This is a genomic window from Kluyvera georgiana ATCC 51603, from assembly GCF_001654985.1.
Taxonomy (GTDB): domain Bacteria; phylum Pseudomonadota; class Gammaproteobacteria; order Enterobacterales; family Enterobacteriaceae; genus Kluyvera; species Kluyvera georgiana.
Map to the genome: position 1 here is coordinate 40,502 of NZ_LXEU01000010.1, position 15,663 is coordinate 56,164.

Sequence of the window (15,663 nt, forward strand, 5' to 3'; positions counted from 1 at the left end):
CAATGATTCGCTTTGAACACGTCAGCAAAGCCTATCTCGGCGGGAGACAAGCGCTGCAGGGCGTCACTTTCCACCTGCAGCCGGGCGAGATGGCATTTCTGACCGGCCACTCCGGCGCGGGTAAAAGTACCCTGCTGAAGCTTATCTGTGGGATTGAACGGCCAAGCGCCGGGAAAATCTTCTTCGGCGGCCACGACATCAGCCGCCTGAAGAACCGTGAGGTGCCGTTCCTGCGTCGCCAGATCGGTATGATTTTCCAGGATCACCATCTGCTGATGGACCGCACCGTTTTCGATAATGTGGCGATCCCACTGATTATTGCCGGCGCGAGCGCGGACGATATCCGCCGTCGCGTGTCGGCGGCGCTGGATAAAGTGGGGCTGCTGGATAAGGCGAAAAACTTCCCGATTCAGCTCTCCGGCGGTGAACAGCAGCGTGTCGGTATCGCCCGTGCGGTGGTGAACAAGCCTGCGGTACTGCTGGCGGATGAACCAACGGGGAACCTGGATAATGCGCTGTCGGAAGGCATTCTGCGACTGTTCGAAGAGTTTAACCGCGTTGGGGTGACCGTTCTGATGGCGACGCACGATATTGGGCTGATCTCCAGTCGTTCCTATCGCATGCTGACGCTGAGCGACGGCCATCTGCATGGAGGCCTGATGAATGAATAAGCGCGATGCCATCAACCAGATTCGCCAGTTTGGCGGGCGACTGGACAGGATTCGCCAATCCGTCGGTAAAGGCGGCGATAACCGCAACGCGCCGAAACGGCCGAAGCCTGCGACAAAGCCGAATTCACGCAAAACCAACGTGTTCAACGAACAGGTGCGCTATGCGTGGCAAGGCGCGTTACAGGACCTGAAAAGCAAACCGTTCGCCACCTTCCTGACGGTGATGGTGATTGCTATCTCCCTGACGCTGCCGAGCGTCTGCTACATGGTGTACAAAAACGTCAATACGGCGGCGTCACAGTACTACCCGTCGCCGCAGATCACCGTCTATCTGGAAAAAACGCTGGATGACGACGCGGCCGCGAAGGTGGTGGGCCAACTTCAGGCCGAGCAGGGCGTGGATAAGGTGAACTACCTTTCCCGCGATGAGGCGCTGGGTGAATTCCGCAACTGGTCAGGCTTTGGCGGCGCGCTGGATATGCTGGAAGAGAACCCGTTGCCCGCCGTGGCGGTGGTGATTCCGAAAATTGACTTCCAGACCACCGACGCGCTGAACACGCTGCGTGACCGGGTATCCCAGATTCAGGGCGTTAACGAAGTGCGGATGGACGACAGCTGGTTTGCCCGTCTGGCCTCGATTACCGGGCTGGTGGGACGCGTGGCGGCGATGATTGGCGTGCTGATGGTGGCGGCGGTATTCCTCGTCATCGGTAACAGCGTGCGCCTGAGCATTTTTGCCCGTCGCGATACCATCAACGTGCAGAAGCTGATTGGCGCGACCGACGGTTTTATCCTGCGGCCGTTCCTGTACGGCGGAGCGCTGCTGGGCTTTGCCGGCGCGTTTCTGTCGCTGATTCTGTCGGAGATTCTGGTGATGCGTTTGTCATCGGCGGTCACCGAAGTGGCGCGGGTTTTCGGCACCCAGTTTGAACTGAGCGGCCTGTCGTTTGACGAGTGTCTGCTGCTGCTGCTGCTGTGCTCGATGATTGGTTGGGTGGCAGCCTGGCTTGCCACGGTACAACATTTACGTCACTTTACCCCCGACTAAAAAAGTTCTGTTATACTCTTCCCCTGCGACGACTTCCGTTCGCAGGGGATGTGTTTTCAACCCCATCTTTCTGCCCTCGCAACTATCGCGTGTCACATTTTGTGCGTAATTTATTCACACTGTTGCACGGAACTTGTGGATAAACTCACTGTCTGATAAAAGAGCGGATGATATTCTCGTTGCTCATAGAGCCTGGCATGTTTGTTGCCTTCGGGGACAAGCCTCCGCCAGTATGAAGTGAATTGAGAGGATTTGAATGACCAAAGAAATGCAAAATTTAGCGTTAGCCCCTGTTGGTAACCTGGAATCTTATATCCGGGCTGCGAACGCATGGCCGATGTTGACGGCTGATGAAGAAAAGGCGCTTGCTGAACGGCTGCATTACCAGGGCGATCTGGAAGCAGCTAAAACGCTGATCCTGTCTCACCTGCGCTTTGTTGTTCATATTGCTCGTAACTACTCGGGCTATGGCCTGCCGCAGGCGGACCTGATTCAGGAAGGTAACATCGGCCTGATGAAAGCGGTGCGCCGTTTTAACCCGGAAGTGGGCGTTCGTCTGGTCTCCTTTGCGGTGCACTGGATCAAAGCGGAAATCCACGAATACGTACTGCGTAACTGGCGTATCGTCAAAGTGGCGACCACCAAAGCACAGCGTAAGCTGTTCTTCAACCTGCGTAAAACCAAGCAGCGTCTGGGCTGGTTCAATCAGGATGAAGTGGAAATGGTGGCCCGCGAGCTGGGCGTCTCCAGCAAAGACGTGCGTGAGATGGAGTCGCGTATGGCGGCGCAGGACATGGCGTTTGATATGTCTTCCGACGATGAGTCTGAAAGCCACTCCGTTGCTCCGGTGCTCTATCTGCAGGATAAATCGTCCAACTTTGCCGACGGCATCGAAGACGACAACTGGGAAGAGCAGGCGGCCAACAAGCTGACTGACGCGATGCAGGGCCTGGACGAACGTAGCCAGGACATCATCCGCGCCCGCTGGCTGGACGAAGACAACAAGTCTACGCTGCAGGAACTGGCTGACCGTTACGGCGTTTCTGCCGAACGTGTACGTCAGCTTGAAAAGAACGCGATGAAAAAACTGCGTGCGGCTATCGAAGCCTGATTTTTAGCCGCGTGCCCAATGAACCCTCGAATGTGAATTCGGGGGTTTTTGTTTTTGTAGGCCGGATAAGGCTTAGCCGCCAGCCGGCAATCTGCGCCGATCTGCCCGATGGCGCTACGCTTATCGGGCCTACGGTTTCGTCTCTCCGATAATCCCACCGTCATCACGCTTTCCTCTGTTTATTTCCCTTTTATCGCTGGCGCGAATGAAGTCGATGGCAAAGACTAAATAAGCGCTATGTATTTTTCCGTCTTTTAACGGCAGGGGGTTTACCGTGAGTAACGAGTCACTGAATCATCGGCGTTTACAGGCGACGCCGCGCGGCGTCGGCGTGATGTGCGGTTTCTACGCGGAGCGCGCGGAGAACGCCACGCTGTGGGATATTGAAGGCAATGAATATATTGATTTCGCCGCCGGGATCGCGGTGCTCAACACTGGTCACCGCCACCCGCAGGTGATTGCGGCGGTGGAAAGCCAGCTTCAGGCCTTTACCCATACCGCCTACCAGATTGTCCCCTATGAAAGCTATGTATCATTAGCAGAACGTATCAATGCCGTGGCGCCCATTGCCGGCAATGCCAAAACGGCGTTCTTCAGCACCGGGGCCGAAGCGATTGAAAACGCGGTGAAGATTGCCCGCGCCTACACCAAACGTCCGGGGCTGATTACCTTTGGCGGTGGCTTCCATGGGCGTACTTTTATGACCATGGCGCTAACCGGCAAAGTGGCACCCTACAAAATCGGCTTCGGCCCTTTCCCGGGGTCGGTTTACCACGCTACGTATCCGAATGCGGCGCATGGCGTCACTGTCGACATGGCACTCAAAAGCCTGACCCATATTTTCAAAGCCGACATTGCCCCGGATCAGGTGGCGGCGATTATTATCGAGCCGGTGCAGGGCGAAGGCGGTTTCAACGTTGCGCCGCCCGAGTTTATGCAGGCGCTGCGTACGCTGTGCGACACCCACGGCATTCTGCTGATTGCGGATGAAGTGCAGACTGGCTTTGCCCGTACCGGCAAGCTATTTGCCATGGAGCACCACAGCGTGAAGCCGGATCTGATGACCATGGCGAAAAGTCTGGCCGGTGGCTTCCCGCTCTCCGGCGTGGTGGGCCGCGCCGAAGTGATGGATGCCCCGGCCCCCGGCGGTCTGGGCGGTACCTACGCGGGTAACCCGCTGGCGATTGCCGCCGCGCATGCGGTGCTGGACGTCATCGAAGAAGAAGCGCTGTGTAACCGCGCCAATCATCTTGGCCAGCATCTGATTGAAGTGCTCAACAGCCTGCGCGACAGCTGCCCGGCGATTGCCGACGTGCGCGGCCTGGGCTCGATGGTGGCGGTGGAGTTTGTCGACCCGCAAACCCGCGAGCCGTCGCCGGAGTTCACCAAATTGGTACAGGAACGTGCGCTGGCGGAAGGGGTGCTACTGCTGAGCTGCGGTGTGTACGGCAACGTGATTCGCTTCCTTTACCCCCTCACGATTCCTGAGAAACAGTTCCAGCAGGCGCTGGAGGTGATTCGTCGGGCTCTCAGTGAATGAATTGACTCCCCCTGATCCCCTAAGCCACTCCGATGAGTGGCTTTTTTTTGTCATTTTTGCGTTACAAATCCGTCAAAATTAACGTTTCAATTCCATAAAAATGGGGTATGTTTTAGCAGAGTATACTGCAAAAGCACAGGCAGTGTCCCTTAATATTAATATCTTATACTTACCATGCGTCTGATATAAGAATAATGTGCTAAACAACAACATCACAACAATTGCAATAACCATAATAATGGGGAACCTCAGGATGAAAATGAAGGGCAAAGCGTTACTGGCAGGATGTATTGCACTGGCATTCAGCAATATGGCATTAGCAGAAAATATTAAAGTTGCTGTCGTTGGCGCGATGTCTGGTCCGGTTGCGCAGTATGGCGATCAGGAGTTCAGCGGTGCGGCGCAAGCGGTGGCCGATATTAACGCCAAAGGCGGCATCAAGGGCAACAAGCTGGAAATCGTAAAATATGACGATGCCTGCGACCCGAAACAGGCGGTGGCGGTAGCGAACAAAGTGGTCAACGACGGCATTAAGTACGTTATCGGTCACCTGTGCTCCTCTTCAACTCAGCCAGCGTCTGATATCTATGAAGACGAAGGCATTCTGATGATCACCCCGGCTGCCACCGCGCCGGAACTGACTGCGCGCGGCTATAAGCTGATTCTGCGCACCACCGGTCTGGACTCTGACCAGGGCCCGACCGCCGCAAAATACATTCTCGATAAAGTGAAGCCGCAGCGCATCGCTATCGTGCACGACAAGCAGCAGTACGGCGAAGGTCTGGCGCGTGCGGTGCAGGACGGCCTGAAAAAAGGCGGCGCCAACGTGGTCTTCTTTGACGGTATCACCGCCGGCGAGAAAGATTTCTCCACCCTGGTGGCGCGTCTGAAGAAAGAGAATATCGACTTCGTTTACTTCGGCGGCTATCACCCGGAAATGGGGCAGATCCTGCGTCAGGCGCGTGCTGCGGGCCTGAAAACCCAGTTCATGGGGCCGGAAGGGGTAGCGAACGTGTCGCTGTCTAACATCGCGGGTGAATCTGCTGAAGGCCTGCTGGTGACCAAGCCGAAGAACTATGATCAGGTGCCGGCGAACAAACCGATCGTTGACGCAATCAAGGCCAAGAAACAGGATCCGAGCGGTGCGTTCGTGTGGACCACCTACGCGGCGCTGCAGTCTCTGCAGGCGGGTCTGAACCACTCTGACGATCCGGCTGAGATCGCCAAATTCCTCAAGGCTAGCACCGTGGATACCGTAATGGGCCCGCTGTCCTGGGATGAGAAGGGTGACCTGAAAGGCTTCGAATTCGGCATCTTCAACTGGCACGCTAACGGTACGGCGACCGACGCGAAGTAAGTTGCTCTCAATGTAGGCCGGATAAGGCGTACGCCGCCATCCGGCAATGTATGCAGCAGTGCCTGATGGCGCTGCGCTTATCAGGCCTACACCGAGTGGTTCAAACTACCTTCGCACCCAGCCCTGTTCCTGCATCGTAAAGCCCAGCGCTTTGGCAAACGCCGCCATTTCCAGACTCTCTTCCGCGCCCGCTTTGCTGAGCAGCCAACGGCTAACCTGCGGGTTATCGCGCATCACCTCTTCCAGCAGATATTGCCCCACGCCGCGACGGCGGGTGACTTCGCGTACGCAAAGATCGTCCAACTGGCCCTGGTCTGCGCTGAGCGTGACGCGCACGGCGGCCAGCAGGCGTTCGTTAAAGCGAGCGGCGTACAAACGATGGTTGTCGTTGAGCGCTGATTCGGCGGGAATCCGCTCCGGCCAGATCTTGCCAAGGCAGATGCGGTCCTGGTCGCTAAAGGTCTCTAAACGAATGATGGTCAGTTTCATGGGCGGTGGGCTCCAGTCGCGAAAATGGCGGTCAGTGTACTCAATTTATTCTGCCGCAGGCTTTCTCTTTTTTGCCCTGGCAGCCAGGTGATTCGTTTTTCGATATTCACATAGGCAGCTTGAAACAGTATGGATCGAAAAATAGACAGAGTTTTAACCTGAAAACCAGCGTTTTATTCGGCTCTTTATGCCGTTATTTTATGCTGTATGGCGGACTTTTTTTTGTTTATCTATGGCAAAAATCAGAATATTATCTTTCCTTAATAGACTGAAAAATAGAGAATTTAGTCTGTTTTTAGCCAAAAATCTGCGCTAACCCATTAAAGATAATGGCAAAAATAGCGTTGTATATTAAAAGTACAGAATGCTTTTTAACCACTAAATTACAAAATATATACACGCCACGACGTGTAAACACGACATCACGAATGAGGATCCCGAAGTATGAAAAGGAATACAAAAACAGTAATCGCAGGGATGATCGCGCTGGCTATGTCTCACGCGGCTTTTGCTGACGATATCAAGGTTGCGGTTGTCGGGGCGATGTCCGGCCCGGTCGCGCAGTGGGGCGACATGGAGTTCAACGGCGCGCGCCAGGCCATTAAGGATATCAACGCGAAGGGTGGCATTAAGGGCGACAAACTGGTGGGCGTGGAGTACGACGACGCCTGTGACCCGAAACAAGCGGTGGCGGTGGCCAACAAAATCGTCAACGACGGCATTAAATATGTCATCGGCCACCTGTGTTCCTCTTCCACACAGCCTGCTTCCGATATTTATGAAGATGAAGGCATTCTGATGATCTCTCCGGGGGCGACCAACCCGGAACTGACCCAGCGCGGCTATCAGTACATTATGCGCACCGCGGGTCTCGACTCCTCCCAGGGGCCGACGGCGGCAAACTACATCCTCAATAAAGTGAAGCCGCAGCGCATCGCCATCATTCACGACAAACAGCAGTACGGCGAAGGCCTGGCGCGCTCCGTGCAGGACGGGCTGAGAAAAGGCGGCGGCAATATCGTCTTCTTCGATGGCATCACCGCCGGTGAAAAGGACTTCTCCGCGCTGATTGCCCGTCTGCAAAAAGAGAATATCGACTTTGTTTACTACGGCGGCTACTACCCGGAAATGGGCCAGATGCTGCGTCAGGCGCGCGCCGTCGGGCTGAAAACGCAGTTTATGGGGCCGGAAGGCGTGGGTAACGCCTCGCTGTCGAACATCGCGGGTGACGCGGCGGAAGGCATGCTGGTTACCATGCCAAAACGCTATGACCATGATCCGGCAAACAGCGCTATCGTCGATGCCCTGAAAGCGCAGAAGAAAGATCCGAGCGGTCCGTATGTGTGGATCACCTACGCCGCCGTACAGTCTCTGGCAACCGCCATGGAACGTACCGGCAGCGATGATCCTCAGGCGCTGATTAAAGACTTAAAAGCAAACGGCGCGAAAACCGTGATTGGGCCGCTGAGCTGGGACGACAAAGGCGATCTGAAAGGCTTTGAATTTGGCGTCTTCCAGTGGCACGCCGACGGCTCATCCACCGCGGTGAAGTAACCTTCATTTCCCCCTGGCGGGCGTAGATCCGCAGGGGTAGCAAAAGGCTAATTTATGTCAGAGCAGGTTCTCTACTTTGTGCAGCAGATGTTTAACGGCGTAACGCTGGGAAGCACCTATGCACTGATCGCCATCGGTTACACCATGGTGTACGGAATTATCGGCATGATCAACTTCGCCCACGGCGAGGTGTACATGATCGGTAGTTATGTCTCCTTTATGATCATCGCCGCGCTGATGATGATGGGCATCGACACCAGCTGGTTGCTGGTGGCGGCGGGCTTTATCGGGGCGATTGTCATCGCCAGCGCCTACGGCTGGAGCATTGAACGGGTGGCCTATCGCCCGGTGCGAAACTCCAAGCGTCTGATCGCGCTGATCTCCGCTATCGGGATGTCTATCTTCCTGCAAAACTACGTCAGCCTGACCGAGGGTTCGCGCGATATCGCGTTGCCGAGCCTGTTTAACGGTCAGTGGATTGTCGGCAGCAGCGATAACTTCTCCGCCTCTATCACCACCATGCAGCTGGTTATCTGGATTGTGACCTTTATTGCCATGCTGGCGCTGACGCTGTTCATTCGCTACTCCCGTATGGGTCGCGCCTGTCGCGCCTGCGCGGAAGACCTGAAAATGGCCAGCCTGCTCGGCATTAACACCGACCGCGTGATTGCGCTGACCTTCGTGATTGGCGCGGCGATGGCGGCGGTGGCGGGCGTGCTGCTCGGCCAGTTCTACGGCGTTATCAACCCGTATATCGGCTTTATGGCCGGGATGAAAGCCTTCACCGCCGCGGTTCTCGGCGGTATCGGCAGTATTCCGGGGGCGATGATCGGTGGGCTGATCCTCGGCATCGCGGAAGCGCTGTCGTCGGCGTACCTGAGCACCGAATATAAAGACGTCGTGTCGTTCGCGCTGCTGATCGTGGTACTGCTGGTGATGCCGACCGGTATTCTGGGCCGCCCGGAGGTAGAGAAAGTATGAAACCGATGCAATTTGCGATGGCGCTGCTGTCGGCGGCGATGTTCTTCGTCCTGGCGGGCGTCTTTATGGGCGTACAGCTGCAGCTCGACGGCACTAAGCTGGTGGTCGGCAGCGCGGCGGATATCCGCTGGCAGTGGATCTTTATTGGCACCGCGGTGGTCTTTTTCTTCCAACTGCTGCGCCCTCTGTTCCAGAAAGGGCTGAAGAGCGTCTCCGGGCCGAAATTTATACTGCCGGCGATTGATGGTTCAACGGTCAAACAAAAGCTGTTCCTGATTGCGCTGCTGGTGATTGCCGTGGCGTGGCCGTTTATGGTCTCGCGCGGTACCGTCGATATCGCGACCCTGACCATGATTTATATTATTCTGGGCCTGGGTCTGAACGTCGTTGTGGGGCTGTCCGGCCTGCTGGTGCTGGGCTACGGCGGCTTCTATGCCATCGGCGCCTACACTTTCGCGCTGCTGAACCACTATTACGGCCTCGGTTTCTGGACCTGTCTGCCGATCGCAGGGCTGGTCTCTGCCGCTGCCGGTTTCCTGCTGGGCTTCCCGGTATTGCGTCTGCGCGGTGACTACCTGGCAATTGTGACCTTAGGCTTCGGCGAAATCGTCCGTATCCTGCTGCTCAACAACACCGAAATCACCGGCGGCCCGAACGGCATCAGCCAGATTCCAAAACCGACCTTCTTTGGCCTGGAGTTCAGCCGCAGCGCGCGCGAAGGCGGCTGGGATACCTTCAGCAACTTCTTTAACGTCAAGTACGACCCGTCCGATCGCGTCATCTTCCTCTACCTGGTGGCGCTGCTGCTGGTGGTGTTGAGCTTGTTTGTGATCAACCGCCTGCTGCGTATGCCGCTGGGCCGCGCGTGGGAGGCGCTGCGTGAAGATGAAATCGCCTGCCGCTCGCTGGGCCTGAGCCCGACGCGCATCAAGCTGACCGCCTTTACCATCAGCGCCGCGTTTGCCGGTTTTGCCGGTACGCTGTTCGCCGCGCGCCAGGGCTTTGTTAGCCCGGAGTCCTTTACCTTTGCCGAGTCGGCCTTCGTGCTGGCGATTGTGGTACTGGGCGGCATGGGCTCGCAGTTTGCCGTTATCCTCGCTGCGATTCTGTTGGTTGTGTCGCGCGAGCTGATGCGCGACTTTAACGAATACAGCATGTTGATGCTCGGCGGCCTGATGGTACTGATGATGATCTGGCGTCCGCAGGGCCTTCTGCCGATGACCCGTCCACAGCTGAAACTGAAAAACGGGCAAGCGAAAGAAGGAGAGCAGGCATGAGTCAGCCATTATTATCCGTTAACGGCCTGATGATGCGTTTTGGCGGCCTGCTGGCGGTCAACAACGTGGCGTTGGAGCTGCATCCTCAGGAAATCGTCTCCCTGATTGGCCCGAACGGCGCGGGGAAAACCACGGTCTTTAACTGCCTGACAGGCTTCTACAAGCCAACTGGCGGCACCATTATGCTGCGCGACCAGCACCTGGAAGGGCTGCCGGGCCAGCAAATCGCCCGCATGGGCGTGGTGCGCACCTTCCAGCACGTGCGCCTGTTCCGCGAAATGACGGTGATTGAAAACCTGCTGGTGGCGCAACATCAGCAGCTGAAAACCGGCGTCTTCTCCGGCCTGCTCAAAACCCCGTCGTTCAAGCGCGCGCAAAGCGAAGCGCTGGACCGCGCCGCCACCTGGCTTGAGCGTATCGGCCTGCTGGAGCACGCCAACCGTCAGGCCAGTAACCTGGCCTACGGCGACCAGCGTCGTCTGGAGATTGCCCGCTGTATGGTGACCCAGCCGGAAATCCTGATGCTCGACGAACCGGCCGCTGGCCTCAACCCGAAAGAGACCAAAGAGCTGGACGAGCTGATTGCCGAGCTGCGTAACCATCACAACACCACCATTCTGCTGATTGAGCACGATATGAAGCTGGTGATGGGCATTTCCGACCGTATCTACGTGGTGAACCAGGGCACGCCGTTGGCTAACGGCACGCCGGAAGAGATCCGCAACAACCCGGATGTTATCCGCGCGTATCTGGGTGAGGCATAATATGGATAAAGTGATGTTATCGTTCGACAAAGTCAGCGCCCACTACGGCAAGATTCAGGCGCTGCACGAGGTCAGTCTGCACATTAATCAGGGTGAAATCGTGACGCTCATCGGGGCGAACGGCGCGGGTAAAACCACGCTGCTCGGCACGCTGTGCGGCGATCCGCGCGCGACCAGCGGGCGGATTGTCTTTGATGATAAAGACATTACCGACTGGCAGACGGCGAAAATCATGCGTGAAGCGGTGGCGATCGTGCCGGAAGGGCGTCGTGTGTTTTCGCGCATGACGGTGGAAGAGAACCTGGCGATGGGCGGCTTCTTTGCCGAGCGCGATCAGTTCCAGGAGCGCATCAAGTGGGTTTACGAACTGTTCCCGCGTCTGCATGAACGTCGAATCCAGCGTGCGGGCACCATGTCCGGCGGCGAACAGCAGATGCTGGCCATTGGCCGCGCGTTGATGAGCCAGCCGCGCCTGTTGCTGCTGGATGAACCTTCTCTGGGGCTGGCGCCGATCATCATCCAGCAGATCTTCGACACCATCGAACAGCTGCGCGAGCAGGGTATGACCATCTTCCTCGTCGAGCAGAACGCCAACCAGGCGCTGAAGCTCGCAGACCGCGGTTATGTGCTGGAAAACGGCCACGTGGTGCTATCCGATACCGGCGATGCGCTATTAGCGAACGAAGCGGTGCGTAGCGCGTACCTCGGCGGTTAACACCGTATCCCGGGGAAAGCGCTTGCGCCGACCCCGGAAACGGCATGCGGTTAAATTGAACAAAAGAGCCTGACGGCTCTTTTTTTGTACGTATTTATTGTACAATAAACATGTACAACTGTGGAGGTGTTTTATGCGTACGGTTAACTATAGCGAGGCTCGGCAAAATCTGGCCGAAGTCCTGGAAAGCGCGGTGACTGGCGGCCCTGTCACTATCACGCGTCGTGGGCATAAGCCCGCCGTGATCATCAGCGCCGAAGAGTTTGAGCGTTATCAGACGGCGCGAATGGATGATGAGTTTGCCTCTATTATGGCCGTTCATGGTAATGAACTCAGGGAGTTGGCGGATAAATGACTCTACAAATTATCTCAGCGGAAGAGATAATTCAGTTTCACGACAGGCTTCTCCGCGTTACGCCTGGCGTGACAGGCATGCCCGATCCTGGCCGCGCGGAAGCGCTAATGTACCGGGTGCTCAATCAAATCGAATATGAAGGGGTGACCGACGTGTGGCTGCTGGCGGCAATGCATCTGCTCGCCATATCCCGTGGGCATATCTTCAATGATGGTAACAAACGTACCGCCTTATTTATTACGCTGCTGTTTTTAAAGCGTAATGGCATCTCGCTCGCGGCGAATCCGGATTTTGTCGAGATGACGGTCGACGCGGCGGCAGGGCGGCTGACGCTGGAGCAGATTGCCCTTCGTCTGCGTGCATGAGCCGTTCCCGGGGAAAGCGCCTGCGCCGACCCCGGGAATAACGTCATCCCTATCTGTGCCACAGCTCCCACTTTCCCTTCTTACCACCGTCACCTCCTTGCCATCCCTTTGTCGCCTTACTATCTTTTTTTTGTAATAAAAAAGTTATTTTTCTGTCATTCGAGCATGTCATGTTACCCCCGCGAACATAAAACGCGTGATATCGCGCATCCCGGCACAAAAAGAGAGATAACCGATGATATCGTTACGACATACAGCTTTAGGATTGGCGTTAAGTCTGGCATTGGCGAGCCAGGCGATGGCAGTGACTACGATTCCGTTCTGGCACTCAATGGAAGGCGAGCTGGGCAAAGAAGTTGACTCCCTGGCGCAGCGTTTTAACGCCGCCAACCCGGACTACAAAATTACCCCGATCTACAAAGGCAACTACGAGCAGAGCCTGAGCGCGGGTATCGCCGCTTTCCGCACCGGCAACGCCCCGGCGATTCTACAGGTGTATGAAGTAGGCACCGCCACCATGATGGCGTCCAAAGCGATTAAGCCGGTCTATCAGGTATTCAGCGATGCCGGTATCACGTTTGACGAATCTCAGTTTGTGCCGACGGTGTCCGGTTACTACACCGACGCCAAAACCGGGCATCTGCTCTCCCAGCCGTTTAATAGCTCTACCCCGGTGCTGTACTACAACAAAGATGCCTTCAAAAAAGCCGGTTTAGACCCGGAACAGCCGCCAAAAACCTGGCAGGACCTGGCTGACTACACCGCGAAGCTGAAAGCCGCCGGTATGAAGTGCGGTTATGCCAGCGGCTGGCAGGGCTGGATCCAGATTGAAAACTTCAGCGCCTGGCACGGTCTGCCGGTCGCCAGCAAAAACAACGGCTTCGACGGTACCGATGCGGTGCTGGAGTTCAACAAGCCGGAGCAGGTTAAACATATCGCGCTGCTTGCCGATCTGAACAAAAAGGGCGACTTCAGCTACTTCGGACGTAAAGACGAATCCACCGAGAAGTTCTACAACGGCGACTGCGCGATCACGACCGCATCCTCCGGCTCGCTGGCGGATATCCGCCATTACGCCAAATTCAACTACGGCGTCGGCATGATGCCGTACGACGCTGATGTGAAGGGCGCACCGCAGAACGCCATCATCGGCGGGGCGAGCCTGTGGGTAATGCAGGGTAAAGATAAAGAGACCTATACCGGCGTGGCGAAGTTCCTCGAGTTCCTGGCGAAGCCGGAAATCGCCGCCGAGTGGCACCAGAAAACCGGCTACCTGCCGATCACGACCGCCGCGTACGACCTGACCCGCCAGCAGGGCTTCTATGACAAGAATCCTGGCGCGGATATCGCGACCCGTCAGATGCTGAACAAACCACCGTTGCCGTTCACCAAAGGCCTGCGTCTGGGTAACATGCCGCAGATTCGTACCATCGTGGATGAAGAGCTGGAAAGCGTCTGGACCGGGAAGAAAACGCCTCAGCAGGCGCTGGATTCTGCGGTAGAGCGCGGGAATCAGCTGCTGCGTCGCTTCGAGCAATCGACCAAGTCTTAATTTAACCGCCTTACCCCTCACCCTAACCCTCTCCCCATAGGGGAGAGGGGACCGTTCGGCGCCGTCTGGTAGAGATTGCACCGGGTTGTCTTTTCTCCCTCGCCCCTTTGGGGAGAGGGCCGGGGTGAGGGGAAAACCAACGCAGAGTTTAACTATGTCATCATCCCGTCCGGTGTTTAAATCGCGCTGGCTGCCCTATGCATTGGTCGCCCCGCAGCTGATTATCACCGTTATTTTCTTTATCTGGCCCGCCGGCGAAGCGCTGTGGTACTCGTTGCAAAGCGTCGACCCGTTTGGGCTCTCCAGCCAGTTTGTTGGCCTGGATAACTTCGTCACGCTGTTTCATGACCCTTACTATCTCGACGCCTTCTGGACGACCATTAAGTTCAGCGCCATGGTAACGGTGAGCGGCCTGCTGGTGTCGCTGGTTTTTGCTGCCCTGGTGGATTATGTCGTGCGCGGCAGCCGTCTCTACCAGACGCTGATGCTGCTGCCGTACGCCGTTGCCCCCGCGGTCGCCGCGGTGCTGTGGATCTTCCTGTTTAACCCCGGTCGCGGGCTGATTACCCATTTCCTCGGTGAATTCGGCTACGACTGGAACCACGCGCAGAATAGCGGCCAGGCGATGTTCCTGGTGGTCTTCGCCTCGGTGTGGAAGCAAATCAGCTACAACTTTCTGTTCTTCTTCGCCGCGCTGCAGTCGATTCCGCGCTCGCTGGTGGAAGCCGCCGCCATCGACGGCGCGGGCCCGATTCGCCGCTTCTTCAAGCTGGCGCTGCCGCTGATTGCGCCGGTGAGTTTCTTCCTGCTGGTGGTGAACCTGGTGTACGCCTTCTTCGACACCTTCCCGGTGATCGACGCCGCGACGGCAGGCGGCCCGGTACAGGCCACCACCACGCTGATTTATAAGATTTACCGTGAAGGGTTCGCCGGGCTGGATCTCTCGGCCTCTGCCGCGCAATCGGTGGTGCTGATGTTCCTCGTCATCATCCTGACCGTGGTGCAGTTCCGCTACGTGGAAAGAAAGGTGCGCTACCAATGATTGAGAACCGTCGCGGGCTGACTATTTTCAGCCACACCATGCTAATCCTTGGGATTATCGTGATTCTCTTCCCGCTGTACGTTGCGTTCACCGCGGCAACGCTGGACGACAAAGCGGTATTTGAAACGCCGATGACGCTGATTCCCGGTGGGCATCTGTTTGAAAACATGAAGACCATCTGGGTGAACGGCGTTGGGGCCAACAGCGCGCCGTTCTGGTTGATGATGCTCAACAGCTTCATCATGGCTTTCGCTATTACCGTCGGCAAAATTACCGTCTCGATGCTGTCGGCGTTTGCCATCGTCTGGTTCCGCTTCCCGCTGCGTAACCTGTTCTTCTGGATGATTTTTATCACCCTGATGCTGCCGGTTGAAGTACGTATCTTCCCGACGGTGGAAGTGATTGCCAACCTGAAAATGCTCGACAGCTACGCGGGTTTGACGCTGCCGCTGATGGCCTCGGCCACTGCGACCTTCCTGTTCCGTCAGTTCTTTATGACTTTGCCGGACGAGCTGATAGAAGCGGCGAGAATTGACGGCGCCTCGCCGATGCGTTTCTTCCGCGACATCGTGCTGCCGCTGTCAAAAACCAACCTGGCGGCGCTGTTCGTCATCACCTTTATCTACGGCTGGAACCAGTATCTCTGGCCACTGCTGATCATCACCGACGTCAATCTCGGCACCGCCGTGGCGGGCATTAAAGGCATGATCGCCATTGGACAAGGCACCACGCAGTGGAATCAGGTGATGGCGGCAATGCTGCTCACCCTTATCCCTCCGGTCGTTATCGTTTTAGCCATGCAGCGGGCGTTTGTGCGTGGTTTAGTGGACAGTGAGAAATAA

16 protein-coding genes are annotated in these 15,663 nt (G+C 56.6%); 15 read left to right on the forward strand and 1 reads right to left on the reverse strand.

Annotated elements, in window-relative coordinates:
• The first annotated feature begins 2 nt into the window (after positions 1–2).
• From ftsE to livJ, 5 genes are all read left to right on the forward strand, one after another.
• Complete coding sequence (ftsE, locus tag M989_RS02030; RefSeq protein WP_064541355.1) at positions 3–671, forward strand: cell division ATP-binding protein FtsE; 669 nt, start codon at positions 3–5, stop codon at positions 669–671.
• The gene (gene ftsX / locus M989_RS02035; protein ID WP_064541359.1) at positions 664–1,719 is read left to right on the forward strand and encodes a permease-like cell division protein FtsX; all 1,056 of its coding nucleotides are present in this window, start codon (positions 664–666) and stop codon (positions 1,717–1,719) included. The genes ftsE and ftsX overlap by 8 nt, the downstream gene beginning before the upstream one ends.
• Positions 1,720–1,975: 256 nt before the next feature.
• A complete protein-coding gene (rpoH, locus tag M989_RS02040; RefSeq protein ID WP_064541362.1) occupies positions 1,976–2,830 on the forward strand; it encodes an RNA polymerase sigma factor RpoH in 855 nt (284 codons plus the stop codon).
• Positions 2,831–3,104: 274 nt separating this feature from the next.
• Complete coding sequence (locus tag M989_RS02045; RefSeq protein WP_064541365.1) at positions 3,105–4,370, forward strand: 4-aminobutyrate--2-oxoglutarate transaminase; 1,266 nt, start codon at positions 3,105–3,107, stop codon at positions 4,368–4,370.
• Between the two features lie 253 nt (positions 4,371–4,623).
• Positions 4,624–5,727 carry a branched chain amino acid ABC transporter substrate-binding protein LivJ gene (livJ, locus tag M989_RS02050; protein ID WP_100249924.1) on the forward strand — a complete coding sequence of 368 codons (1,104 nt, stop codon included), beginning with the start codon at positions 4,624–4,626 and terminating at the stop codon, positions 5,725–5,727.
• 105 nt (positions 5,728–5,832) lie between these two features.
• Here the strand turns inward: livJ and panM are convergent, their stop codons facing one another.
• Complete coding sequence (gene panM, locus M989_RS02055) at positions 5,833–6,216, reverse strand: aspartate 1-decarboxylase autocleavage activator PanM (RefSeq protein WP_064541369.1); 384 nt, start codon at positions 6,214–6,216, stop codon at positions 5,833–5,835.
• 444 nt (positions 6,217–6,660) lie between these two features.
• Here panM and livK point away from each other — a divergent pair, with 444 nt between their 5' ends.
• The 10 genes from livK to ugpE all read left to right on the forward strand — a co-directional run bounded on the left by livK (position 6,661) and on the right by ugpE (position 15,663).
• Positions 6,661–7,770: a high-affinity branched-chain amino acid ABC transporter substrate-binding protein LivK gene (livK, locus tag M989_RS02060; protein WP_064541373.1), complete on the forward strand. Its 1,110-nt coding sequence runs from the start codon at positions 6,661–6,663 to the stop codon at positions 7,768–7,770.
• Between the two features lie 54 nt (positions 7,771–7,824).
• The gene (livH, locus tag M989_RS02065; RefSeq protein WP_064541376.1) at positions 7,825–8,751 is read left to right on the forward strand and encodes a high-affinity branched-chain amino acid ABC transporter permease LivH; all 927 of its coding nucleotides are present in this window, start codon (positions 7,825–7,827) and stop codon (positions 8,749–8,751) included.
• The gene (gene livM, locus M989_RS02070; RefSeq protein WP_064541378.1) at positions 8,748–10,028 is read left to right on the forward strand and encodes a branched chain amino acid ABC transporter permease LivM; all 1,281 of its coding nucleotides are present in this window, start codon (positions 8,748–8,750) and stop codon (positions 10,026–10,028) included. Before livH ends, livM begins: the two co-directional genes overlap by 4 nt.
• Entirely contained in the window at positions 10,025–10,792 is a 768-nt protein-coding gene (livG, locus tag M989_RS02075; protein ID WP_035892174.1) for a high-affinity branched-chain amino acid ABC transporter ATP-binding protein LivG, read from the forward strand. The genes livM and livG overlap by 4 nt, the downstream gene beginning before the upstream one ends.
• 1 nt (position 10,793) lies before the next feature.
• Positions 10,794–11,507 carry a high-affinity branched-chain amino acid ABC transporter ATP-binding protein LivF gene (gene livF, locus M989_RS02080; protein ID WP_064541380.1) on the forward strand — a complete coding sequence of 238 codons (714 nt, stop codon included), beginning with the start codon at positions 10,794–10,796 and terminating at the stop codon, positions 11,505–11,507.
• A gap of 133 nt (positions 11,508–11,640) precedes the next feature.
• Positions 11,641–11,862: a type II toxin-antitoxin system Phd/YefM family antitoxin gene (locus M989_RS02085; RefSeq protein WP_064541381.1), complete on the forward strand. Its 222-nt coding sequence runs from the start codon at positions 11,641–11,643 to the stop codon at positions 11,860–11,862.
• Complete coding sequence (locus M989_RS02090; RefSeq protein WP_064541382.1) at positions 11,859–12,227, forward strand: type II toxin-antitoxin system death-on-curing family toxin; 369 nt, start codon at positions 11,859–11,861, stop codon at positions 12,225–12,227. Before M989_RS02085 ends, M989_RS02090 begins: the two co-directional genes overlap by 4 nt.
• A gap of 235 nt (positions 12,228–12,462) precedes the next feature.
• Entirely contained in the window at positions 12,463–13,779 is a 1,317-nt protein-coding gene (ugpB, locus tag M989_RS02095; RefSeq protein ID WP_064541383.1) for a sn-glycerol-3-phosphate ABC transporter substrate-binding protein UgpB, read from the forward strand.
• 154 nt (positions 13,780–13,933) lie between these two features.
• The gene (gene ugpA / locus M989_RS02100; RefSeq protein ID WP_064541384.1) at positions 13,934–14,821 is read left to right on the forward strand and encodes a sn-glycerol-3-phosphate ABC transporter permease UgpA; all 888 of its coding nucleotides are present in this window, start codon (positions 13,934–13,936) and stop codon (positions 14,819–14,821) included.
• Entirely contained in the window at positions 14,818–15,663 is an 846-nt protein-coding gene (gene ugpE / locus M989_RS02105) for a sn-glycerol-3-phosphate ABC transporter permease UgpE (protein WP_064541386.1), read from the forward strand. The genes ugpA and ugpE overlap by 4 nt, the downstream gene beginning before the upstream one ends.